This window comes from Enterobacter nematophilus, from assembly GCF_026344075.1.
GTDB classification, from domain to species: domain Bacteria; phylum Pseudomonadota; class Gammaproteobacteria; order Enterobacterales; family Enterobacteriaceae; genus Enterobacter; species Enterobacter nematophilus.
In genome coordinates, this window is the sequence record NZ_JAPKNE010000005.1 from 100,679 (window position 1) to 125,391 (window position 24,713).

Annotated in this window: 12 protein-coding genes; 8 read left to right on the forward strand and 4 right to left on the reverse strand. The window is 59.6% G+C overall.

The window, feature by feature from the left end; translation table 11 throughout:
* Positions 1-81: 81 nt before the first annotated feature.
* From OSH03_RS14930 to OSH03_RS14945, 4 genes are all read right to left on the reverse strand, one after another.
* Positions 82-1,446 (reverse strand): efflux transporter outer membrane subunit, encoded by a 1,365-nt coding sequence (locus OSH03_RS14930; protein ID WP_266179453.1) that lies wholly within the window; start codon positions 1,444-1,446, stop codon positions 82-84.
* Positions 1,446-4,556: an efflux RND transporter permease subunit gene (locus OSH03_RS14935; protein ID WP_266179454.1), complete on the reverse strand. Its 3,111-nt coding sequence runs from the start codon at positions 4,554-4,556 to the stop codon at positions 1,446-1,448. Before OSH03_RS14935 ends, OSH03_RS14930 begins: the two co-directional genes overlap by 1 nt.
* Positions 4,556-5,677, reverse strand: coding sequence for an efflux RND transporter periplasmic adaptor subunit (locus tag OSH03_RS14940; RefSeq protein WP_266179455.1), 1,122 nt, complete (start codon positions 5,675-5,677; stop codon positions 4,556-4,558). The genes OSH03_RS14935 and OSH03_RS14940 overlap by 1 nt, the downstream gene beginning before the upstream one ends.
* Before the next feature lie 148 nt (positions 5,678-5,825).
* Positions 5,826-6,395, reverse strand: coding sequence for a TetR/AcrR family transcriptional regulator (locus OSH03_RS14945; protein WP_266179456.1), 570 nt, complete (start codon positions 6,393-6,395; stop codon positions 5,826-5,828).
* A 186-nt stretch (positions 6,396-6,581) separates the two neighbouring features.
* On the opposite strand from OSH03_RS14945, the gene OSH03_RS14950 reads away from it, so the two are divergent.
* The 8 genes from OSH03_RS14950 to OSH03_RS14985 all read left to right on the forward strand — a co-directional run bounded on the left by OSH03_RS14950 (position 6,582) and on the right by OSH03_RS14985 (position 24,710).
* Positions 6,582-7,001: a GNAT family N-acetyltransferase gene (locus OSH03_RS14950; RefSeq protein WP_151412307.1), complete on the forward strand. Its 420-nt coding sequence runs from the start codon at positions 6,582-6,584 to the stop codon at positions 6,999-7,001.
* A 129-nt stretch (positions 7,002-7,130) separates the two neighbouring features.
* On the forward strand, positions 7,131-7,391 hold the full coding sequence (locus tag OSH03_RS14955) for an antitoxin (RefSeq protein WP_061096672.1): 261 nt from the start codon (positions 7,131-7,133) through the stop codon (positions 7,389-7,391).
* 3 nt (positions 7,392-7,394) lie between these two features.
* Positions 7,395-7,793, forward strand: coding sequence for a type II toxin-antitoxin system VapC family toxin (locus OSH03_RS14960; protein ID WP_253540185.1), 399 nt, complete (start codon positions 7,395-7,397; stop codon positions 7,791-7,793).
* Positions 7,794-7,932: 139 nt separating this feature from the next.
* Positions 7,933-8,733, forward strand: a complete 801-nt coding sequence (gene nlpA / locus OSH03_RS14965) for a lipoprotein NlpA (RefSeq protein WP_028014989.1) — start codon at positions 7,933-7,935, stop codon at positions 8,731-8,733.
* 122 nt (positions 8,734-8,855) lie between these two features.
* Entirely contained in the window at positions 8,856-9,635 is a 780-nt protein-coding gene (locus OSH03_RS14970) for an MBL fold metallo-hydrolase (RefSeq protein WP_266179457.1), read from the forward strand.
* A 26-nt stretch (positions 9,636-9,661) separates the two neighbouring features.
* Entirely contained in the window at positions 9,662-10,615 is a 954-nt protein-coding gene (locus OSH03_RS14975; RefSeq protein WP_266179458.1) for a GlxA family transcriptional regulator, read from the forward strand.
* 182 nt (positions 10,616-10,797) lie between these two features.
* Positions 10,798-12,495 (forward strand): ShlB/FhaC/HecB family hemolysin secretion/activation protein, encoded by a 1,698-nt coding sequence (locus OSH03_RS14980; RefSeq protein ID WP_266179459.1) that lies wholly within the window; start codon positions 10,798-10,800, stop codon positions 12,493-12,495.
* Positions 12,496-12,509: 14 nt separating this feature from the next.
* Positions 12,510-24,710: a hemagglutinin repeat-containing protein gene (locus OSH03_RS14985; protein ID WP_266179460.1), complete on the forward strand. Its 12,201-nt coding sequence runs from the start codon at positions 12,510-12,512 to the stop codon at positions 24,708-24,710.
* Positions 24,711-24,713 lie beyond the last annotated feature (3 nt).

Sequence of the window (24,713 nt, forward strand, 5' to 3'; positions counted from 1 at the left end):
TATATCGTTACACTGAGTGTCGCGACGCCAGTCGAAAGTATGAATTTTCTCTTCACCGTCTGTCATGATTCCCTGCAAGCGCTACTGAATACCGCCGCCCAGCGACTGCCACAGCGTAATGCGGTTTTCCAGGTCGGTTTGCTGGAGCGCAATCAGCGATTCCTGCGCCGACCACAGCGACCGCTGCGCTGTCAGTACCGTCAGATAATCCCCCGCGCCCGCCCTGTAGCTGCGCGTCGCCACATCCAGCGTTTTTTGCTCCGCCGCCACGTATTCACGCTGGGCATCAAGCTGCTCGCTCAGGGTTTGGCGTCGCGCCAGCGCGTCGGCCACGTCCTTAAACGCGCTCTGGATGGTTTTCTCATAGGTGGCGATCAGCCCCTTTTTCTCCGCTTCCGCGTAGCGAAGCTGCGCCAGATTGTTCCCGCCGCTGAACAGCGGCAGGGTGATCGACGGCGCGAACGACCAGACCTTCATGCCGTGGCTGAAGAGAGATGAGAGCGAATCGCTGCCGACGCCCGCGCTGGCGGTCAGCGAAATGGTCGGGAAGAAGTTGGCGCGCGCCGCGCCGATATTGGCGTTAGCGCTCAGCAGGTTATGTTCCGCCTCCTGAATGTCCGGGCGGCGCAGCAGCGCGCTGGAGCTGACGCCCGCCGGGACCAGCGTGATGGCGTTGTCGCTCAGGCTCTCCAGCGTGCCGGGCAGCAGGTTCTCCGGCACCGTATCGCCCGCCAGCAGATTGAGGGCATTTTTGTCCTGCATTACCAGCGTCCGGTAGCTCGCCAAGCTGGCGCGCGCCTGCTGGTAAACGGCCATCGCTTCACTGACGTCCGTCGCCGCCGCCACGCCCACTTCCTGCTGGCGCTTCACAATCTTCAGCGAGTTCGCGGCGCTCTCCATCGTGGATTTCGCCAGCGCCAGGTTGCTGTTATCCGCCGCCAGCGTCACCCAGGCCGTGGTCAGCTCGCTGACCATCGTCAGGCGCGTATTCTGCGCGGTGAACTCGCTGGCAAGCCAGGTTTCGCGCGCGGCGCGGGAGAGGCTCTGGTTGCGGCCAAACAGATCCAGCTCGAAGCTGGAGACCGCGCCGTTGGCCTCATCGCTGGTCGCGACACCGCTTGCCAGCGTGCGGCTGCGGGTGTGGCTCAGCTCGGCGCTCACCGTCGGGAACAGGGACGAGCGCGTTTCACCGTACTGGGCGCGGGCGGCGTCGATATCCGCAATCGCTTTTTGCACGTCGCGGTTGCTGTTCAGCGCCATCGTCACCACGCTTTTCAGCCGCGCGTCGTTCATCACCTGCTGCCACTGGCTCACCACGGCGGTGGCTTCACCGTGCGCGCCGGGCAAGGTCGCCGGGACGGGGGCGTCCGGGCGTTGATACGTTGGATCTAACGACACACAGCCTGCGCTCAGCAGGGCTAACGCTAAAATAGATACACGAAACATTATGACCTCCGGTTTGCGTGCTTACCGGAGAACAGACGTTTCACCAGTACAAAGAATAAGGGAACGAAGAAGATTGCCAGCAGCGTCGCGGCCAGCGTCCCGCCGATAATACCGGTACCAATTGCCACGCGGCTGTTGGCCCCGGCACCCGTGGCAATCGCCAGCGGCGTCACCCCTGCGATAAACGCCAGCGAGGTCATGATGATCGGACGAAGGCGCGTCTGGGCGGCACGCAGTGCGGCGCGCGTCAGGGAGTACCCTTCCGCCACTTTGGCTTCGGCAAATTCGACAATCAGGATGGCGTTCTTCGACGACAGACCAATGGTGGTCAGCAGCGCCACCTGGAAGTAGACGTCGTTGTTCAGGCCGCGCAGGGAGGCCGCCACGGCAGCGCCCAGCACGCCAAGCGGGATCACCAGGATGACCGAAATCGGCACCGACCAGCTCTCATACAGCGCCGCCAGGCACAGGAACACCACCAGAATCGAGAGGGCATAGAGGCTCATCGCCTGACCGCTCGCCAGTTTTTCCTGCAACGACAAACCGCTCCACGCCCAGGTGCTGCCGGACGGCAGGTTATTCGCCAGCTGCTCCATTTTGCTCATCGCCGTGCCGGAGCTTGCGCCGCTGGCGTTCTCGCCCTGAATTTCATACGCCGCCGAGCCGTTATAGCGCACCAGGCTTTCCGGGCCGTACTCCCAGCGGGTGGTAGCGAAGGCGGAGAACGGGGTCATGGTGCTGTCGCTGCCGCGCACAAACCATTTGTTGAGGTCCGACGGTACGGCGCGGGTGTCGCTGTCGCCCTGAATGTAGACCTTCTTCACGCGACCGCGATCGATAAAATCGTTCACGTAGGTGCCGCCCCAGGCGCTGGAGAGTGTGTCGGTGACGTCGCTCAGGGACAGCCCCAGCGACACGGCCTTGTTGTTATCGATATCCACCTGAAGCTGCGGCATCTGCGGCAGATCGTTGGCGCGCACGGCGTGCAGCGAACCGTCCTGATTGGCTTCGCCAATCAGCTGGTTACGCAGCTTCAGCAGCGCGTCGCGGTCGGTGCCGCCGCTGGCCATTAGCTCAAAGGTAAAGCCGTTGCTCTGGCCCAGGCCGTCCACCGCAGGCGGCGTCATGGCAAAGATGGTCGCATCGCGAATGGTGCTCAGCTCCTGCGTGGCGCGCAGGGCAATGGCCTGAGCGGTATTCTCATCGCCTTTACGTTCGGACCAGTTTTTCAGGGAGACAAATGCCATCCCGGCGTTCTGGCCGCTGCCGCTGAAGCTGAAGCCTTCAATGGTGAAGATAACGTTGGTGTTGGCTTTCTCTTTCGTGAGGAACCATTCGCGTACCTGGCGGCTGACTTCGGCGGTACGTACCGTCGTCGCGCCGGCTGGCAGGGTGTACTGCACCATGATTTCGCCCTGGTCTTCCGTCGGCAGGAAGCTGCCCGGCAGCTTAAGCATGGCGAAGCCCATCGCGCCGCAGAGCAGGGCGTAGATGACCAGCATGCCGCCGGAACGGCGCAGGGCGCGCAGCACCTTGTTCTGATAGCCATGCTCGGTCTTGCTGTAGAAACGGTTAAACGCGCCGAAGAAGCCCTTTTTGTGCGGCGTAGTGTGGCTCAAAATCGAGCCGCAGAGCGCGGGCGTCAGGGTCAACGCCACCACTACGGAGAGGAACATCGCCGAAATGATGGTGACCGAGAACTGACGGTAGATCACCCCGGTGGAGCCGCCGAAGAAGGCCATCGGCAGGAATACTGCAGAGAGCACCAGCGCAATGGCGACCAGCGCGCCGGAGATTTCGCCCATCGATTTCTCGGTGGCTTCCCGGGCAGGCAGCCCCTCGTCGCGCATAATACGCTCGACGTTTTCCACCACCACGATGGCGTCATCCACCAGAAGGCCAATCGCCAGCACCATCGCAAACAGCGTCAGGGTGTTGATGGAGTAGCCGAACAGCGCCAGCACGCCGAAGGTGCCCAGCACCACCACCGGCACCGCCAGCGCCGGGATCAGCGTCGCGCGGATGTTTTGCAGGAACAGGTACATCACCACCACCACGAGGATAATGGCTTCGAACAGGGTCTGAATCACGTCCTCAACGGAGATCTTGATGAACTCGGTGCTGTCTTTCGGGTAGGCCACGTCGTAGCCTTCCGGCATCGACTTTTTAAACTCGGCGATCTTGTCTTTCACTGCCGTGGCGGTGTTGAGCGCGTTTGCACCCGGCGAGAGCATGACTGCCATCCCCGCCGCCGGGTGCCCGTTGAGCTTCGCGGTGGAGGTGTAATCTTCGCTCCCCATCTCCACGCGGGCGACGTCGCTGATGCGCACCACCGCGCCGTTGGACTGGCTTTTCACGATGATTTTTTTGAACTGATCCACCGTTTGCAGACGCGACTGGGCGCGCACGGTGGCCGTCAGCTGCTGAGCGTTCGACGAGGGCAGCGCGCCGATTTTACCGGCAGAGACCTGCACGTTCTGCGCTTCAATCGCGCTCTGCACGTCGGACGGCATCAGCGAGTAGGAGGCCAGCTTCGCCGGGTCGAGCCAGATGCGCATCGCGTATTCCGCCCCGAACACCTGCAGGCTGCCGACGCCCTCCACGCGCGCCAGAGGGTCCTGCATATTGCTTACCAGCCAGTCGGCGATATCCGAGCTGCTGGCGGTGTCGGTTTTATCGTACACGCCCATGATCAGCAGGAAGTTGCTCTGCGATTTCTCGACGGTAATGCCGGACTGCTGCACCTCGGTCGGCAGGCGCGATTCCGCCTGCTGGACCTTGTTCTGCACCTGCACCTGGGCGGTATCCGGATCGGTTCCCTGTTCGAAGGTAACGTTGATGCTCACCGACCCGTCCGAGCTGCTGGTGGAGGTGAAGTAGAGCAGGTTATCCAGCCCTGTGAGCTGCTGCTCGATCACCTGCGTCACGCTGTTTTCCAGCGTTTGCGCGGAGGCGCCGGTGTAGGTGGCGGAGATCTTTATCGACGGCGGGGCGACGTCCGGGTACTGCGCCACCGGCAGCGAGCGGATCGCCAGCATCCCGGCAAGCATGATAAGAATGGCGATGACCCAGGCAAAGACCGGGCGACGCACGAAGAAACGGGAAAACATCAGGCGTTCCCCCCGATGGCTTTCATCTCTTCGGCCTTCACTTCCTGCCCGGCGGTCACTTTGTCAGTGCCTTCCACAATCAGCTTATCGCCTGCCTTCAGGCCGCTCAGCACCAGCCATTTGTCGCCGTAGGTATCGCCTGTCTCCAGCTTGCGCAGCTCAACCTTGTTGCTGGCATTCACCACCAGCGCGGTGGCGGCGCCTTTGGCATCGCGGGTGATGCCCTGCTGAGGTGCCAGGATCGCGTCATCCATGATGCCCTCGTCCACTCTGGCGCGGACGAACATTCCCGGTAAAAGCTGATGCTGGGGGTTCGGAAAGACGGCGCGCAGCGTGACGGAGCCGGTTGATTCATCCACCGCCACTTCGGTTAACGCCAGGCGGCCTTTCTCGCTGTAGGTGCTGCCATCTTCGAGGATTAACGACACGCTTAGCGTATCGCTATTGGTGGCGAGGGTTTGCTTGCGTAAACGCAGCAGATCGGCGCTGGAACGCGTGAGATCGACGTACATGCTGTCCAGCCCGCGAACGGTGGCGAGCGCGGTATCCTGCTGGGCGGTCACCAGCGCGCCGGGGGTGACGGAGGAGATGCCGATGCGCCCGGCAATCGGCGCGGTCACGGTGGTCCAGTTGAGGTTAATGCGCGCGCTCTCCTGCGCAGCTTTCTTTGACTCGACGCTGGCCTTGTCCTGCGCGCAGGTGGAATGTGCGTCCTCCGCGTCCTGACGCGATACGCCGTCGTCTTTCACCAGCTGCGCATAGCGCCGGGCCTTCTGGCAGTCGGCCGCTACCAGCGCCTGGGCCTGCTTCAGCGCCGCGGCGGCCTCATCAAACGCCGCGCGGTAGCTGGAAGGGTCAATTTGATACAGTGCCTGTCCGGCTTTCACGGTATCGCCTTCGGTGAACAGCCGCTTCTGGATAATGCCGCCCACCTGCGGGCGCACTTCGGCGCTCATGGCCGCGGTAGTGCGACCCGTCAGTTCGCTGACGACGGAAACCGGCTGGCTCATGAGGGTGACAATCCCTACTTCCGGAAGAGGACGCTGGGGAGCAGATGTTTGCGCATTATCGCACCCTGTCAGGAGGAGTAATGCCGCGATGGAGGTTGTTATGGTTTTCATAATCTTTTTCCAGGGTGAACGATGCCTGCCCTGTTAATCGCTTAACAGGGAGGAGGGCTAGTTAAAGGCACAGCGATACCGCATCTCTGGCTGAGCCAGAAATGTAAAAATGGGGAATTACTTATTCCCGCTAATTATTCACATGCGACTACTTCGCAGAGAAAAGCATATTTAAAATATTCTGATAAATGGGCTCTAATTGTTCTGAGGGCACTTTTAACGGCGTGAGTCGACGGTAAATCGTACCTTCTATCATCACCGCAGTTATCTCCACGCAGCAGCGAACATGTTCATCGCTCAGGTGCGGAAACTGTTTTTTCAGGTGCGCACAGGCGTTGGTAAACATTCGGGCCTCGGCTGCGGTTAACATGGCGGCTACCTGCGGATTACGCGTCGCTTCGGCGGACATCTCGAGCATCAGCGCATCGTCATCTGCATTGATCGTCTTACGCCAGGCGAGCGCCTGCGGCATCCCTTCCACCACCGTTTTGTCCTGCATTCCCTCGATGCGTGAGTCAATGATGCGGCGGATCATCTCTTCAATAATCGCATCTTTATTACTGAAATAACGGTAGATTTGCCCGACGCTGAGCTTCGCCTCGCTGGCGATCTGCGACATGCTGGCGGCGTGAAATCCGCTGGCGCGAAAGCAGCGACGCGCGGCGGTGATGATCTCGTCCTGACGTTGTTTTTGACGTTCTTCCAGTTTCGTACTCATCGTCGGCTACCGTGTGAAAGTGAGAATGATCGTTCTCAGTATACGTTTTGGGTGCGTATTGGAAAGGCCTTTTTTATTTAGATATTGAGGGAATGTTTCTGTATTTAAAAAATGGAGGGAATTAGGAGTTTTTGTGAAGGTTAAGCTGTGAGATATTCAGATTGCATAGAAAATAAGGAGAGAAATATGCACCTGAGCATAACAGATAATGTAACGCCCGCTGAAAAAGAAGAGTTATTTGTGGGGTTAAGAGCCTATAACGGGCAATTTTTGGATATGGCGACCTTTAGCGGCGATATTGGCGTTTACGTGCGTGACGATAATGGCGCAATGCTGGGCGGGTTAATCGGCGTGCGTAAAGGCGACTGGCTGAATATCGATTATCTCTGGGTGAGCGACACCGTGCGGGGAACCGGCGTGGGCAGCAAGCTCATCAAAACGGCAGAAGAGGAAGCCAGACGCAAAGGCTGCAAGCACGCGCTGGTCGATACCGCTAGCTTCCAGGCGCGCCCGTTCTATGAAAAACAGGGGTACCAGCTGCAAATGTCTTTGCAGGATTATCCTTATCCGGGCATGCAGCGACACTACCTGGCGAAAGCGCTTTAAGTCCGCTGCGGTGATTATGGATTCTGCTATTTATTGCGAGTCGCTTTCCTAATTTGAAGCATGCTGCTTGTCTTCTTTTCAGGCCCTGGCGCATGCTTTGGCCTGGTCAAATAAAGCATGGAGATGTCAATGGAACGGACAGCAAAACTCTTCAAAAAGGGGCGGAATCAGGCCGTGATGCTGCCTGATGATTTCGCGTTTGATACGGAGAGCGTCTACATCCGGCGGGATGAGGAGGGGAATGTCGTTTTAACTGCGAGATCGGAGAAAGAGCGTCATAGAGATAACTTTTTACGTTTACTGAAGCAGACCCATGTTCCAGATTCATTCCTGAGCAAAGAGGAACGTAATCAGAGCTATACAACAAGAGATCCATTTGAAGGGCTCTAGAATATGCTGCATATGCTGGATACAAACATGGTAAGCCATCTCGTTAGGCAGCATCCTGGGGTGTTGGAACAATATTCTCGCACCCCGACCGAAAAAATGTGTATTTCAAGCGTGACGGAGGCTGAATTGCTCTATGGGATAGCCAAAAAGCAAAACGACACTTTACAAAAAACCATACTGGAATTTCTTAAAACCATCACGATTTGCGACTGGGACAGTGACGCCGCTGCAACGTACGGTGAACTCCGTGCCGCAATGGAGAAAAAAGGCAAAGTGATGGGCGATCTCGACCAGCTGATCGCCGCGCATGCTATCAGCCGGGGGACAACGATTGTGACTAACGACCGTGCATTTAGAATGGTGCAGGAACTTGCCGTTGAGGACTGGACGACAACGTCGTGATCCCTGATGCCGGGTAAGCGCAGCGCCACCCGGCGATGCCCGCATATAACTTATCCTTCTTATTGATTCTTTTTCGTTTTTTATTCGCCTCCTCGTTGTCGATATAGTCACTACAACATTCAGCAAAAGGAACTGTCTCGTGAAACGTCGATTGGGTGCTCTGGTACTCGCTGGCCTGCTGCTGGCAGGGTGCGATCAAAGTGGCAGCGATGCCAAACACATAAAAGTGGGCGTCATCAACGGCGCTGAACAGGACGTGGCGGAAGTCGCCAAAAAGGTGGCGAAAGAAAAATATGGCCTTGACGTGGAGCTGGTGGGGTTCAGCGGCTCTCTGTTGCCTAACGATGCCACCAATCAGGGGGAACTGGATGCCAACGTCTTCCAGCACCGCCCGTTCCTTGCAGAAGATAACAAGGCGCATGGCTACAAGCTGGTGGCCGTGGCGAACACCTTTGTTTTCCCGATGGCCGGCTATTCCCGCAAAATCAAATCCGTGTCTGACCTGAAGGACGGGGCGACTATCGCCATTCCAAACGATCCGACCAACCTTGGCCGCGCGCTGCTGCTGCTACAAAAAGAGAAGCTCATCACCCTGAAGCCGGACACCGGGCTGCTGCCGACGGCGCTGGATATTACCGCCAACCCTAAGCAGCTGAAAATCATGGAGCTGGAAGGGGCGCAGCTGCCGCGCGTGCTGGACGACCCGAAAGTGGATGTCGCCATCATCAGCACCACCTATATTCAGCAAACCGGGCTATCGCCAGTGCATGACAGCGTCTTTATTGAAGATAAAAACTCGCCGTACGTGAACATCGTGGTGACGCGCGAAGACAACAAAGACGCGGAGAACGTGAAGGCGTTTATCCAGTCCTATCAGTCACCGGAAGTGGCGAAAGCGGCGGAGACGATCTTTAACGGCGGGGCGGTGCCGGGCTGGTAAAGGCATCGGCAGAAAACGCGGTGATGAAATTGGCCCGATTTCATCGGTAATCGCCCTTTAACCCACAGCGTTGCCCGCGGCGGCTGGCTATCCTCCTTATCACACCAACCGGAGGATAGCCCATGAACATTACCCACATTCGTAACGCCACCCAGCTGATTACCTACGCCGGAAAACGTCTTTTAATCGACCCGATGCTGGCCCCGAAAGGCGCTTATCCGGGCTTTCCCGGCACGGCGCATGCCGATATCCGCAACCCGACGGTCGAACTCCCCGTTGACGTCAACACGCTGCTGGACGCCGACGCGGTGATCGTCACCCATACCCATGATGATCACTGGGATTGCACCGCGGCAGAGCTGATCGCCAAAGACAAACCGATCTACGTGCAAAACGATCGTGACGCCGCGCTGCTGCGCGGCCAGGGATTTACCAACCTGACGATCGTGACCGAAGAGACCACCTTCGGCGAGATTCAGATTGCGAAAACCCACGGCGGCCAACACGGTACCGACCGCGCTTACGCCGTGCCGGAGCTGGCGGAGCGGCTGGGCGAGGCCTGTGGCGTGGTGCTGCGTCATCCTGATGAGAAGACGCTCTATCTTGCCGGGGATACCATCTGGCGCGAAGAGGTGGCAGCCGATCTGCAAAAGCACCAGCCGGACGTGGTGGTACTGAACGCCGGGTATGCCCACGTCATCGGCTTTGGGCCCATTATTATGGGGCAGGAGGATGTGCTCAACGTCCACTTCCTGCTGCCGCAGGCTAAAATCGTCGCGAGCCACATGGAGGCGATTAACCACTGCCTGTTGACCCGCAGCGCGCTGCGTGAGTACGTTGAGGCCAACCAGGTGAGCGATGCGGTGAGCATTCCCCAGGATGGCGAAACCGTTATATTCTGAGTGCGTTAAAGGGAAAGGAGAGACAGATGTCGCTAATCAACGTCGCGATCGTCGCGGTAGACGGGTTCAGCCCGTTCCACTACTCCGTTCCCTGCATTCTGTTTGGTGATTCGGTCTCCGGCGAAAAGCGCTTTAACGTGACGATCTGCGCCGAAACGCCGGGGTTTCTTACCTCAAAAGACGGGTTCGCCCTCAACGCCACGCAGGACTACACCGCCATTGGTCAGGCCGATATAGTCGTCGTTCCCTACTGGCAGCACGTCCTTGAACGGCCGCCTCAGTCGCTGCTCGACAGCCTGGTGCAGGCGAGAGATAACGGCGCGGAAATCGTCGGGCTGTGTCTGGGGTCGTTTGTGCTGGCCTATGCGGGGATCCTCGACGGTAAACGCGCGGCCACCCACTGGGAGTTTGAACATCACTTCCAGTCGCTCTTTCCGAACGTCCAGCTGGATATCAATGCCCTCTACGTGGATGACGGCAATATCATCACCTCTGCCGGTACCGCGGCTGCGCTGGACTGCTGTCTGTACATCATTCGCCAGCGCTTTGGCAGCGTGGTCGCCAACCAGATTGCCCGTCGGATGATTGTGCCGCCGCACCGTGAGGGTGGGCAGGCGCAGTTCATCGCCCAGCCGGTTCCAAAAGATACCCGTGACGCACGTATTAACAGCCTGATCGACTACCTGCAGCAGCACATCACCGAACCCCATAGTCTGGACTCGCTGGCGGAGGTGGTTTCGATGAGCCGCCGCACGCTGACCCGCCATTTTATTAAAGCCACGGGGATGAGCGTCGCCGACTGGCTTACCGCCGAACGCCTGCGGCGCAGCCAGATTTTACTTGAAGCCGGAAATATGCCCGTTGAGAGCGTGGCGGAGCTGGTAGGATTTAATTCCGCCGTCACCTGGCGACAGCAGTTTAAGGCGCGCTTTGGGGTGAGCCCTGCTGAATGGCGTAAAACGTTCCGTCTGCATATGTAATTTATTACGGCTAACTCTTGATTGAAGGGTAAGTTAAACATCTCTCAAATTTTCTTAATCGAGCCCTCAATTTTCTGAAATAATATTCTTTTTAATGTGCCATAACGTAAATTACATATACTCGCATTAAGAATGCTCTTATATTGCGGCAATAATAATTGCGAAATAACCTTGTGGCATGGATGAATAGCTCAGAAATAAAAATTAGAATAATTTCGTTTGTAAATTATGCCGTTGCTATCTTATTGGTTGCGCTTTTTTCAGCGAGCGCTCACGCAGCGCCGCTATCGCCAGCGGATCGTGATGCTATTCAACAGCAACAGCAGCAGCTTTTACTTCAAAACCAGCAGCAGCGCGAAGAGCTCGAGCGGAGTATTCCCCTTCCCGAACCCGCCAGACCGCGGCCTGTTACCGGCTCCGGGCCTTGTTTCACCATTAACAACATTACGCTTTCCGGCGCGACCTTAATCTCCCCAAAAACCCAGCATAGCCTTGTTGCGCCGTGGCAGGGCCAGTGTCTGGATATGGCGAAAATAACGGAGCTTCTGGCCCATATTTCTGACTGGTATATCAGCCGGGGATATATCACCAGCCGCGCCTTTCTTACCGAGCAGGATCTCTCCGGCGGTCAGCTGAATATAGTTGTGCTGGAAGGCCGGCTGGAAGCGATTCGCCTGGAAGGTGAAACGCCGCGGATGCTGAAAATGGCGTTTCCGGGACGGGTGGGGCGCATCCTTAATTTACGCGACATCGAACAGGGCATGGAGCAAATAAACCGTTTGCGCGCCGAGCCGGTTCAGATTGAAATTCTGCCGGGGACGCAGGCCGGATATTCGATTGTTAATCTCACGGCAAAACCGGAATTTCCCTTAAGTGCATCCGTAAGCCTGGATAATAGCGGACAGAAGAGCACCGGTGAAAACCAGCTTAACGGCGTACTCACCGCCAATAATATACTGGGGCTGGCGGATAAATGGTTTGTCAGCGGCGGGCGCAGCAGCGATTTTGCCAGCGCGTACGATGCGCAGAATTTCCAGGCGGGCGTCAGCGTGCCGTTCGGCTATGGCCTGCTGGACTACAGCTACGCCTGGAGCAATTACCGAACCACCATCAATAATCAGGGGTTCAACTGGCTCTCCACGGGCGATACCAAAACCCACCGCGTCAACGCGTCGTGGGTGGTTTTCCGCAACGGAGATGTGAAAACCGGCATCGCGGCAGGCGTGGTTCAGCGTTCAAGCCGCAACTGGCTTAACGACGCGCCGCTTCAGAGCAGCACGCGCAATCTCTCCAGCCTGATCCTCGGGATTACCCACACGCAAAAAATGCTGGGCGGCGTGGCGACCTTTAACCCGACCTGGAGCCACGGCATGCCGTGGTTCAATGCCGAAACCGACGAAGATAAATCCGGCGATATGCCGCGCGCAGAGTTCCGCAAATGGAGCCTGAACGCCAGCTTCCAGCGTCCTGTCGCCCGTGATGCCTGGTGGCTGACCAGCGCCTACGGCCAGTGGTCGCCAGACCGGCTGTACGGCTCCGAGCGCCTGACGCTCGGCGGGGAAAGCTCCGTGCGCGGTTTTAAAGAGCAGTATCTGTCCGGGGATAACGGCGGCTACTGGCGTAACGAGCTGGGATATTCCCTCTTCACCCTCCCGGTGATTGGTGCGGTGAGCGCCACGGTCGCCGTTGACGGCGGCTGGCTGGAAAAAGACAGCCAGGACCGCTTTGCCTCCGGCACGTTATGGGGTGCCTCTGTGGGGCTGAGCGGCGCAGGGCGCTGGTACAGCAGCCAGGTTTCAGTCGGCACGCCGCTGCACTACCCCGACTGGCTCGGCCCGGATCATGTAAGCGTTAACTGGCGCATTGCCTTCATGCTTTAAGAGACTCTACGACTATGGATACCCGTCACCCACCCGTTCGTTTCTCGCAGCGTCTGATCAGCTGGATTGTCTGCGGCTTAATGGTCTGGCAACCGATGGCACCTGCCGTCGCGGCGGCGCTCACGCCGACCGGGCAGACCACGGTGGACCAGGCGGGGAACGGGGTTCCGGTCATCAATATCGCCACGCCGAACGGGGCGGGCATTTCGCATAACCAGTTCCAGGATTACAACGTCGGCAAAGAGGGGCTTATCCTCAACAACGGCACGGACCGCTTAACCCAGACCCAGCTGGGCGGGCTTATCCAGAACAACCCCAACCTGCAGGCCGGGCGGGAAGCGAAAGGCATCATCAACGAAGTCACGGGAGCCAGCCGCTCCCAGCTGCAGGGCTACACGGAAGTCGCCGGCAAGGCGGCAAACGTCATGGTGGCTAACCCGTACGGTATCACCTGTAACGGATGCGGGTTCATCAACACCCCCAACGCCACGCTGACCACGGGTAAACCGCAGTTTGACGCTAACGGTAACCTGCTGGCGCTGGACGTGACGAAAGGGGCCATCACGGTTGAAGGCCAGGGGCTGGACGCCAGCAAGAGCGACGCGCTGTCGATTATTGCGCGCGCAACGGAAGTGAACGCCGCGATTCACGCGAACGACCTGAAGGTGACGGCAGGAGCGAACCGCGTTGGCGCAGATGGAAGCGTTAAGCCGATTACCGGTGAGGGGGCCGCACCCGTGGTGGCCGTGGATACCGGCGCGCTCGGTGGGATGTATGCCAACCGTATCCGCCTGGTTTCCAGCGAAAAGGGGGTTGGAGTAAACCTCGGCAACCTCACCGCGCGCCAGGGGGATATTCAGCTTGATGCGGGCGGGAAACTGACGGTCACGAACAGCGTGGCCAGCGGATCGATCGCCGCGAATGGCGCGGGGGTGGCCCTCAACGGCAGCCATCAGGCCGGTGGCGCGCTGAACGTGACCAGCTCGCAGGATGTGGAACTCAATAACAGCACGCTCGCCAGCAGCGGCGACATGCGCCTTTCCGGTGAGGGGAAAGTGCAGATCGCGGGCGGCAGCGTGACCAGTAAAGGCGCGCTCAGCGTGGCGGCCGGAAAGGATATCGCGCTGACCCATACCCGCAGCGGAAGCGATACCCGCACCACGCTGACCGGCGGCGGCACGCTGTCAGCCACGGGCAGTGCGATCTCGGCAGGCGAGAACCTGGCGCTGAGCGGCGGACAGCTGGTGCTGGACGGCCAGAGCCGGGCCGATGCCTCGGGCGATATCCGCCTGACGGGCAGCACCGTCAGTAACCAGGGCCAGGTGAATGCGGGGCGCGACGCTGCGCTCTCCGGCGACAGGGTGTCAAACGGCGGCCAGCTGGCGGCGAAAGGCCATCTGGATGTGAACGCCGGAGACCTGACGAACGGCGGCACGGCGCAGGGTAGCGACGTTACTTTACGGGGGCAGACGGTCACCAATAGCGGTACTTTGCAGAGCGCGGGAACGCTGGCGTTAAACGCCGATACCCTGGAGCAGCAGGGCACGCTGAGCGCGAAAGGGGATGCGAACGTTACGGCGCGGCAAACCCTGCGTAACGGCGGCAGCCTGCTGGCTGACGGCGCGATGAACGTGACCGCAGGCACCCTTGAACAGAATGGCACCCTGTCCGGCGCGACGGCGCTGACGGCGCAGGCCGATACCCTGACCAGCGGTCAGGCATCCCGTACCACCAGCCAGGGCAACGTCCAGCTTACCGCGACCCGTAGCGCCAGCCTGAACGGGCAGACGGACGCTGCGGGGGCATTAACCGTTTCCACCAGCGACCTGATCACCGGTCGGGATGCCCGCCTGCAGAGCGGGCAGGCGCTCACCCTTCAGGCGCAGAATGCGACGCTGAACGGCACCCAGGCGGCGAAAGGGGCGCTGTCGGTGACGGCGGGCACGCTGGCGCATGCCGGGAAATCCACTGCTAACACCCTGAGTTTTAACGCGACCAACCACCTGACCAGCAGCGGGGAACTTTCCGCCGGTACGATCGGCCTCAGCGGAGAGAACATCTTTCAGTCCGGCGTCGCAAAAGCGGGCCGCATGACCCTGACGGCTGCCGACCGCATCACCACCCGCGGTTCGCTGGTAGCCGATAGCCTGTCGCTGGACGGTGCGTCGGTAGAGAACGGCGGGCTGCTGCAGGGAACCACCTTGCTCAATCTGAAGACCGGATCGCTCGCGAACCTGACCGGGGGATCGGTCTACAGCGCGCAGGATTTAACGCTGAACATACCCGTGCTGGCTAACAGCGGGCTTATCACCACCGACGGCACGCTGCGCGTCAAAGGCGACACGCTGACAAACCAGGGTGAAATCAACGGCGTCAGTCTGAGCAGCGATTATCTCAACCTGCGCAACAGCGGACGCCTGCTGGCGGACGAGCGGATCGCGCTGAACGGCACCACGCTGGTTAACGCGGGCAATATTGCGGCCAGCGACCTGCACGTGACGGCGAACAGCCTGCAAAACCAGGGCACCGTTCAGGGGGAAGATACCCTGACGCTCGGCGTGGCAGGCATCAGTAACCGTGGCGCGCTGCGCAGCAGCGGAACGCTGACGCTTAACGGCGACACGCTTGCCAACAGCGGCGAGCTCAGCGCCACCGCGCTGCTGCTGAACCTGACCCGCCAGGCCAGCAACGATGCCGACGGGCGGGTGATTGCCCGGGACGGCCTGACCCTGACCGCTGCCAGCCTGACGAACGGCGGGCTGATGGCCGGTACCGACGCGCAGATCAACAGCGCGGCGGTCACCAACGGCGGCACGCTGCAGGGAACCCATTCCCTGACGGCGACGGGGGCGCAGCTCAGCAACCAGCAGGCGGGCATGCTGCTCTCCGGTGGCGCGCTCGAACTCCACCACACCACGTTAAACAACGCCGGGCTGTTGCAGGGCAAAACGCTAAACCTGGCCACCGGCGAGTGGATCAACACCGGTAACGCGCTAGGGGAAGCGGGCGTGACGGCGGCGGTAACCGGCGCGCTGACCAACAGCGGCAAGGTGCTCAGCCAGCAGGCGCTGGACGTGCAGGCCGGCAGCACTGATAACCGGGGCCAGCTGCTGGCGAAAGTGCTGACCCTGCGGGGCGATCTGCAGAACAGCGGCCTGCTTCAGGGCAGCAGCACGCTGGCCTGGTCCGGCGATACCTTCGCGAACCAGACTCAGGGGCAGGTGACGGGCGGCGAGACCCTGACCCTGAGCGGAAAAAACCTCAGCAATGCGGGCAGCCTGCAAGGGCGCAGCGCGACGCTTGGCGCAGAAAACCTGAGCAACCAGGGCAGCGTTCAGACGCTGGATGCCCTGACGCTTTCCACGACCGGCAGGCTGGACAACAAAGGGGCTCTGCTCAGCCAGAACCTGTTTACGCTGACGGCGGCGCAGCTGTTTAACGACGGCCAGCTGGCCGGGAAGTCGCTGGCGGTGAACGCCGCGCAGCTGAGCAACACCGGCATTCTGCAGGGTAACGACGCGCTGGCGCTGACCACCCGCACGCTGAGCAACGGCGCCACCGGACAGCTGGTGAGCGGAAGCGGCCTGAACGTGTCCCTCGATACGCTTGATAACGCCGGTCTGCTGCTGGTGGACGGCGGGTTCGCCCTCCGGGGAAGTGGCCTGACGAACCAGGGCGATATTCAGGCGCAGAGCCTGGATCTTGGCCTGAGCAACACCCTGACAAATACGGGGAACCTCGTTGCCACTGACGATGCCGCGCTTAACGCAAAGACGCTGACCAACAGCGGCACGGCGGCGGGCAAAACGCTGACCGCAGGCGCAGCGGAGCTACGCAACAGCGGCCTGATGCAGGGTAGCAACGCCGTTAACGCCACCGCCGATCGCTTTATTAACGATCTGAACGGCAAATGGCTCTCCGGCGGCGGCTTCACGCTGAAGGGCGGGCAGGTGACGAACGCTGGTACGCTGCAGGGCGCGACGCTGGGCATGACGGGCAGCACCCTGACCAACAGCGGCACGGTGAACGGGCTGACGGGACTCAGCGGCACCTTTAGCGGGGCGTTAACGAATACCGGGCTGCTGCAGAGCGGCGGCGCAACCACCTTCACCGCGGACACCCTGGCGAACCCGGGGCGCATCATGGGCGGCACGCTGTCCCTCAATGCTCGCGATCTCAACAACGGCGGGCTGATGCAGGGAACGAACGGCCTGGCGCTCACCGGCACCACGCTGACCACGGGCACGAATTCGCGCACGCTTTCCGGCGGCATGCTGACGCTGGATGCAGGCCAGCTGACCACCCAGGGCACGCTGCAGGGGAACGGCGCAGAGATCGGCGCTACCGAATGGTCGCACGGCGGGTCGCTGCTCAGTCAGGGAACGCTGACGGCAAATGCAGGCGGCACGCTGACCTCAACCGGCTCGCTGATGAGCCAGGGCGGAGCGGATATCACCGCCCGGACGCTGGATAACCGCGGGCAGCTTCTCAGCGAGGATAACGTCACGCTCGGCGGCAGCACGCTCAAAAACAGCGGCACCGTGCAGGGGAACAGCCTCACGCTGGGCCAGAGCAGCATCAACAACCAGGGCACCTTAACCGGTCTGCAGAGCCTGACCCTGCAGGGGCAACAGCGGCTGATGGCACGCATGGCGATGGCCGCGCCGCAGCAGGAACTCATTAACGGCGCAGGCGGCAAGCTGCTCACCCAGGGCACCCTGACGATAGCGTCCGGTGCGGTAACCAACGCCGGTAGCTGGCAGGCACAAAACATTCTGCTTAACGCCCAGTCGCTCACCAACAGCGGTGCGGTGCAGAGCGCCGACGCGCTGCAGATGACGCTGGCCGACGCGCTCACCGGGACCGCAGGCAGCAAGATCACCGCGCTGGGCAGCGCGACGCTGCAGGCCGCCACGCTGGCGAACCAGGGGCAGTGGGCGGCGAAAAACCTGACGCTGAAAAGCGGCACGCTCAGCAACAGCGGCGCCATCAGCGGCGTGAACGGTTTGACCCTCAGCCAGACCGGCGCGGTGAGCCAGCAGTCATCCGGCACTATGCTCTCCGGTGGGGCGCTGAACGTCACGGCGGCGTCCGTTACCAGCGACGGGAAGATTCAGGGGAGCACGCTCGGTATCACCACCGGGGCGCTCACCAACGGCGGACGTCTGCAGGGCGATAACGGCGCGACGCTGGCTCTCAGCGGCACGCTGACCAACAACGGCGGGGGCGAAATCGTCAGCCGCGATGGCCTGACGCTGACCACGGCCACATTATTTAACTACGGCCTGATCCAGGGCGGCGGCGAGACGCGCGTGACCGCCTCCTCGCAGGCGCGTAATGACGGCAGGCTGCTTTCCGGCGCGCGCCTGACGCTCGGCACGCCGCAGTTCACCAGCACCGGCTGGCTGCAGGCCACCGACCTGATCCTCAATGCGGCGAACGCCACTAACGGCGGCACGTGGGTGGCCGACCGCGCCACGCTGACCGGTACCACGCTTGCCAGCAAGGGCACCACCCAGGCGGGAGAGCTGACGGTCAACTACGGCCAGCTGAACAACAGCGGTACGCTGCTCGGCAACGCGCAGCTGAATATTAATGCCGACCAGGTGACCCAGAGCGCGGGCGGCAAGCTCCTGAGCGGTGGCAACCTGTGGCTGCAAAGCAAGGGGCTGGACGTTGTTGGTCAGCTGGTCTCTCTCGGTGATTTAACGCTGCAGTTGACGAACGCATATACCAACAAAACCGCCGTGGCGGCGGGCAGAACCCTGACCATTAATAGCGGTGGCGACATCGATAACCGCAGCGTGCTGCAGGGGCAGGCGGTCAACCTCAATGCGGGCGGGCAGCTCAGCAATAACGGACAAATCACCACCGGCGGCGGTGCCAGTACGCTCTCCGGCAGCAATGTGGCGCTAAACGCCGCGGGCTCGGTGCAGGGCGGGGGCGACATTACTGTTGCCAGCCGGGGCAATATTACCGTCGACGGCTTCACCGGCACGCGCGGCTCGCTGACCCTCAGCGCGCCGGGCTCCATCGTTAATACCGCGCTGCTGTACGCGGCGAATAACCTGGCGCTGTTTGCCGACAGCATCACCAACCAGCGCGGCGACATCATGGCGGGGAACAACCTGTGGATGCAGCGGGATGCAGCGGGGAATGCAAACAGCCAGGTGGTGAATACGTCGGGGAATATTGAGACGCAGGGTGGAAGTCTTAATATTAAAACCATCAACTTACGAAATGAGCGGGAAGGGCTTAAAGCGTCAACTGAGAGTCAGGTACAACCAGTTGATGACTGGATGACAGGTGAGTCAACAATAGATGTGCCTGTTACGGCTCTGCCAGATGGAAGTTATGGTTTTTATTCGCGGGAAGTCATTACTGGTCCGGGTGCTGGTAACTGTGGAGCTAATAGTGCATGTAATATCCATCGCTCCACATACTATTATCTGGCTCCTTTTAAAAATACAGTCAGGCAGCGTTTTTCCGGAAGATACAGCACAACTGTTATTACAGGGGGCGATTCTCCAGTAGGGCGTATCGCTTCAGGTAGCGACCTGACTATTCAGGCTTCCAGGCTTGATAATAATGCCAGCAATATATTGGCAAACGGTGATATTCACCTGTCAGGAAACCAATTAAATAACCAGAGCTGGCAGGCAGGCAGCGAGGTTGACTACCTGATTTATGAGTATAAACCGTTATCTGCGTCTGTTGGTTACGCAACAAGTCAGTTAGGCACGGCTGGTAGTAAGAATATAAAATTCAAGAATGATACTATTGAGTACAATCTGGTTGGGCATGAAACAGAATTCCAACCGGGTGAACTCTATCGCGCCGTCATCCAGGCGGGCGGCAACGTCACTGCAAACTTCACCAGCAATATCAGCAACACCAATACCACCGCCAGCGCGGGCGGCGTTAGCACCGTTATCTCCACGCCGTCCCTGAACAGCCTCAGCAACCAGACCATCGGCAGCGGGGTGCAAAAACAGGGGCTGAGCAATACCGGCACCGTGGCGGTGAATTCCCCGCAGTGGAACGATCAGCTACAGGATGCGCTGCAGCAGCTTAACGGCGGTGGCGCGCTGGAAAACAGCGGCGCGTCTGGCACCTCTCTCAGCAACATTGCTACCACGCAGAAAGGCAACGCCAGCCTCGGCCAACTGGGCGCACTGGCTAACGCCGGGGCCACCACCGCCGATCTCAACACCGCTCAGGGCGGTGCCGTTGGGCATTATCAGGGCCAGCGCGTCGATACCAGCGCTTACCCGCTGCCGTCGGGCAACAGCGGCTATTTTGTCTTCAACGACAATCCGAAAAGCCCGTACCTGATCAACATCAACCCGAAACTGAACAGCCTCGGACAGCTCGATCCCGCCCTGTTTGCCGACCTGAACGCGATGCTCGGGGTCAAGCCGTCGTCCACTGCGCCGCAGGAGACGCGGCTGGCGTTTACCGACGAGAAGCAGTTCCTCGGCTCGTCTTACATGCTGGGCCGCCTCAACCTGAACCCGGACTACGATTACCGCTTCCTCGGCGATGCGGCGTTCGATACCCGCTATGTCTCCAACGTGGTGCTCAACCAGACCGGCAACCGCTACCTCAACGGCATCGGCTCCGATCTGGATCAGATGCGCTATCTGATGGACAACGCCGCGGCGGCGCAGCAGTCGCTGGGCCTGCAGTTTGGCGTCTCGCTGACTGCGGATCAGATTGCCGCGCTCGACCACAGCCTTCTGTGGTGGGAGAAAGCCACCGTCAACGGCGAAACGGTGATGGTGCCGAAACTCTATCTGTCGCCGAAGGACGTCACCGTCAATAACGGCAGCGTGATCGTGGGCAACAACGTCACCCTGAAGGGCGGCAGCATCATCAACAGCGGCAGTTCGCTGCTGGCGAATAACAGCCTGACGCTCGACAGCCAGAACAGCATCAGCAACCTCAACAACGGCCTGATGAAAGCGGGCGGCGGCCTGAACCTGAGCGCCATCGGCGATATCAATAACATCAGCTCCACCATCAGCGGTAAAACGGTCGCGCTGGAGAGCCTGGACGGCAGCATCAACAACCTGACCCAGGTTGAGCAGATTGATATCAATGCCACAGGGAAATACGGCAACATCAGCCTGAAAGACACGCTTCTGGGCAACACGGCGTCCATTACCGCGCAGGATGGCCTGTCGCTTGAGGCGGGGAAAAACATCACCGTGACCGGGGCGAACCTGGCCTCCGGCGGGGATATGCTGCTGAACGCGTGGGGCGATATTGCCGTCAACGCGAACCAGTTCAACGACGCGTACAGCTCCAGCCGGGAGAAAACCGGCCGCTCGTCCGTCACGTATCAGGGCAGCAACGTCACCGCGGGCGGCAACCTGCTGGTGAATGCCGGGCACAACCTTGACGTGACCGCCAGCGACCTGAAGGCGGGCGGCAGCGCGGGACTGAGCGCGGGCAACGACCTCAACCTGAACGCGGCACAGACCAGCGAAAGCAGCCGGAAAGGGAAAAGCGAATCCCACAGTACCGGGATCGACCGCACTACGATTTCCGCAGGCGATAACCTGGTGCTGAAGGCCGGGCAGGATATCAACGCGCAGGCCGCCGCGCTGGCGGCGGAGAAAAACGTCGGGCTGCAGGCGGGGCGCGACGTGAATCTGGTTGCGGAAGAGACTACGCAGGGCGACAGCTACAGGTCAGGCAAGAAAACCGTTATTAACGAGTCGGTGCGTCAGCAGGGAACGGAGATCGCCAGCGGGGCGAATACGCTTATTCTTGCCGGGCGCGATGTCACCACTGAAGCCGCGCAGGTGACGGCGAAGGGCGATATCGGCGTGGCAGCAGGCCGCGACGTCAGCCTCGATACCGCAACCGAAAGCGATTATCACTATAAAGAGGAGACCAAAACTAAAAAAGGTTTCCTGAGCAAGAAAACCACCCACACCATCGAGGAGAACAGCGCGACGCGTGAATCCGGCTCATTGCTGAGCGGCGACAACGTGCAGGTGGTGGCGGGCAATAACCTGGGGGTGTCAGGCTCCGCCGTGGCGGGCGATGGCGACGTGCAGCTTAAGGCGGGCAACAACGTCGATATCGTGGCGGCCACCAACAGCGACACCTCATGGCGCTTTAAGGAAGAGAAAAAATCCGGCCTGATGGGCTCGGGCGGGATTGGCTTCACCATCGGCAGCAGCAAAAGCACGCACGATCTCCGTGAGAAGGGCACCACCCAGAGCCAGAGCTTCAGTACGGTGGGCTCGACAGGCGGTAACGTCGCGATTTCTGCCGGAAACCAGGCCCATGTCGGCGGTGCGGATCTTATCGCCGGGAAGGATTTAAGCCTCAGCGGCGACAGCGTCATCATTGAGCCGGGGCACGACAAGCGAACCCGGGATGAGACCTTCGAGCAGAAGAAAAGCGGGCTTACCGTGGCGCTCTCCGGCACCGTCGGCAGCGCTATTAACAATGCCGTGAGCGCGGCGCAGGAGACCAAAGAGCAGAGTGACGGCCGTCTGAAAGCCCTTCAGGCCACCAAAACGGTGCTGTCCGGCGTGCAGGCCGGGCAGGCAGCGGATATGGCGGCAACCACCGGCGACCCGAACGCAATGGGGGTGAGCCTCTCGCTGACGACCCAGAAGTCAAAATCACAGCAGCATGCTGAGAGTGATGCGGTGGCAGGCAGCACGCTGAACGCAGGCAATAATCTCTCCATCACCGCGAACGGCAAAAACAACGGCGTGAACAGCGGTGACATCGTGATTGCGGGCAGCCAGCTGAAAGCCGGGGGCGACACCACGCTGGATGCACAGAACGACATTCTGCTGTCCGGCGCGGCGAACACCCAAAAAACCAGCGGCAAGAACAGCAGCAGCGGTGGCGGTATCGGCGTGAGCATCGGTGCCGGAGGTAGCGGCGCGGGTATCAGCGTGTTTGCCAACGTCAACGCCGCGCACGGCAAGGATAAAGGCAACGGTACCGACTGGACCGAAACCACCATCGACAGCGGCAAAACCGTCACCCTTAAAAGCGGGCACGACACCGTGCTCAACGGGGCCCAGGTTAACGGCGATAAAATCGTGGCAGATGTTGGTCACGATCTGCTGATGCGCAGCCAGCAGGACAACAGCGACTACGACAGCAAGCAGACCAGCGTTGCGGCGGGGGGCAGCTTCACCTTCGGCACCATGTCCGGTTCAGGCTATATCAACGCCAGCCAGGACAAGATGAAGAGCCGCTTTGATTCGGTGGCCGAACAGACCGGGCTGTATGCCGGGGACGGCGGGTTCGACATCACCGTGGGGCATCACACCCAGCTTGATGGCGCGGTTATCGCCTCTACCGCCACGCCGGACAAAAACAGCCTTGACACCGGGACGCTGGGCTTCAGCGATATCCACAACGAGGCGGACTTTAAAACCTCGCACTCCGGTATCAGCCTGAGCGGCGGCGGCAGCTTCGGGGATACATTCCAGGGCAACCTGCCGGGGGGCATGATCTCCGCTGCGGGTAATAAAGGCCATAAGGAAGGTACCACGCAGGCCGCCGTGGCGGAGGGCTCCCTCACCATCCGCGACAAGGCAAACCAGAAGCAGGACGTGGCCGATCTGAGCCGCGACATCGAGCATGCCAACGACAGCATCAGCCCGATCTTCGACAAGGAGAAAGAGCAGAACCGCCTGAATGCAATCGGGATGATCAGCGACATTGGCAGCCAGGTGGCGGATATTGCCAAAGCCCAGGGTGATCTTAACGCGCTGAAGGCGGCAAAGGATAAATACGGTGATATTCCGGCTAACGCGACAGAAAAAGAGCGCCAGGATTATCTGGCGAAACTGCGTGCTACGCCGGAGTATAAAGAGACGCAGGAAAAATATGGTACCGGCAGCGATCTGCAGCGCGGTATCCAGGCGGCCACGGCAGCGCTGCAGGGACTGGCGGGCGGCAATATTGCGGGTGCGCTGGCGGGGGCATCAGCACCGGAGCTGGCGTACATCATCGGCCACCGTGCAGGCATTAACGACGATACGGCGGCAAAAGCGATTGCCCATGCCATCCTCGGCGGCGTAACCGCCGCCCTTCAGGGCAACAGTGCCGCAGCGGGTGCTGTGGGGGCCGCATCCGGCGAACTGATTGCGACAGCGATTGCCAGACAGCTCTATCCGGACACAGATCCGTCGAAGCTGACGGAAGACCAGAAGCAAACCGTGAGTACGCTGGCGTCTGTTTCAGCGGGTATGGCAGGCGGGATTGCCGGGGGAAATACTGCTGGTGCGGCGGCTGGAGCCAGTGCAGGGAAGAATACTGTGGAGAATAACTATCTTAGCGTGTCTGAAAAGACAGAGCTTGAGCTGGCGAAACAGACTCTCCAGAACAGCAAAGATCCAAAAGAGCGTGAGTTAGCGAAACAGAAATATGACGCTCTGCGCGAGAAAGACATTGCCAGTGATAAAGACGTTATTGATGCCTGCGGAAATGGTAATGCGGGTAGCTCAGCGTGTGCAGGTGCAAGACTAAAAGTCATTGCGACAAAAGAGGGGTATGAAGATGGCCCGTATAACTCGAAATATAGCCAACAGTACTCTGATGCGTATGGGCAGATAGTCAATCTCCTTGATATCACTAGTGTTGATGCACAGAATCAGCAGCAGGTGAAAGATGCCATGATTAACTATTTCATGGTCACCAAAGGGGTTGATCGTCAGACCGCAGAAAGCTACACCGAAACGAAGCAGGGTCTGGAGATCATTGCGACTTCAGTAACACCAATTTTGGGTTCTGCTGCAGCAAAACAATTAAGTAAAATCGTTGATGCTAGTCTTAAGGTCGTGGCAAAAGGTAATGTTGATGGAGCTAAGTTCACTGATACTAATCAGGGGGCAAGACCTTCTAACTTAGCAGATGTGAATAAGCCAACACTCATCGATGGACGAATCCAGGCTAAAATAGATAAGCAAAACAAGCCTCTTCCTAACGGCAATATGGCTACAGCTCATGCAGAAGTAGGTGTTATACAGCAAGCTTTTGAAAAAGGGATGTCTCAAGGGCGTGAGATGACAATGAGTGTATCTAAAGAGCCTGTATGTGGTTATTGCCGCGGTGATATAGCAGCTATGGCTGATAAAGCGGGGCTAAAATCTTTAACAATTTATGAAGAGGCTACAGGAACAGTCCTCTTCTGGCAGCCTGGCATGAAATCTCTCAAGGTTAGGGATTAAAAT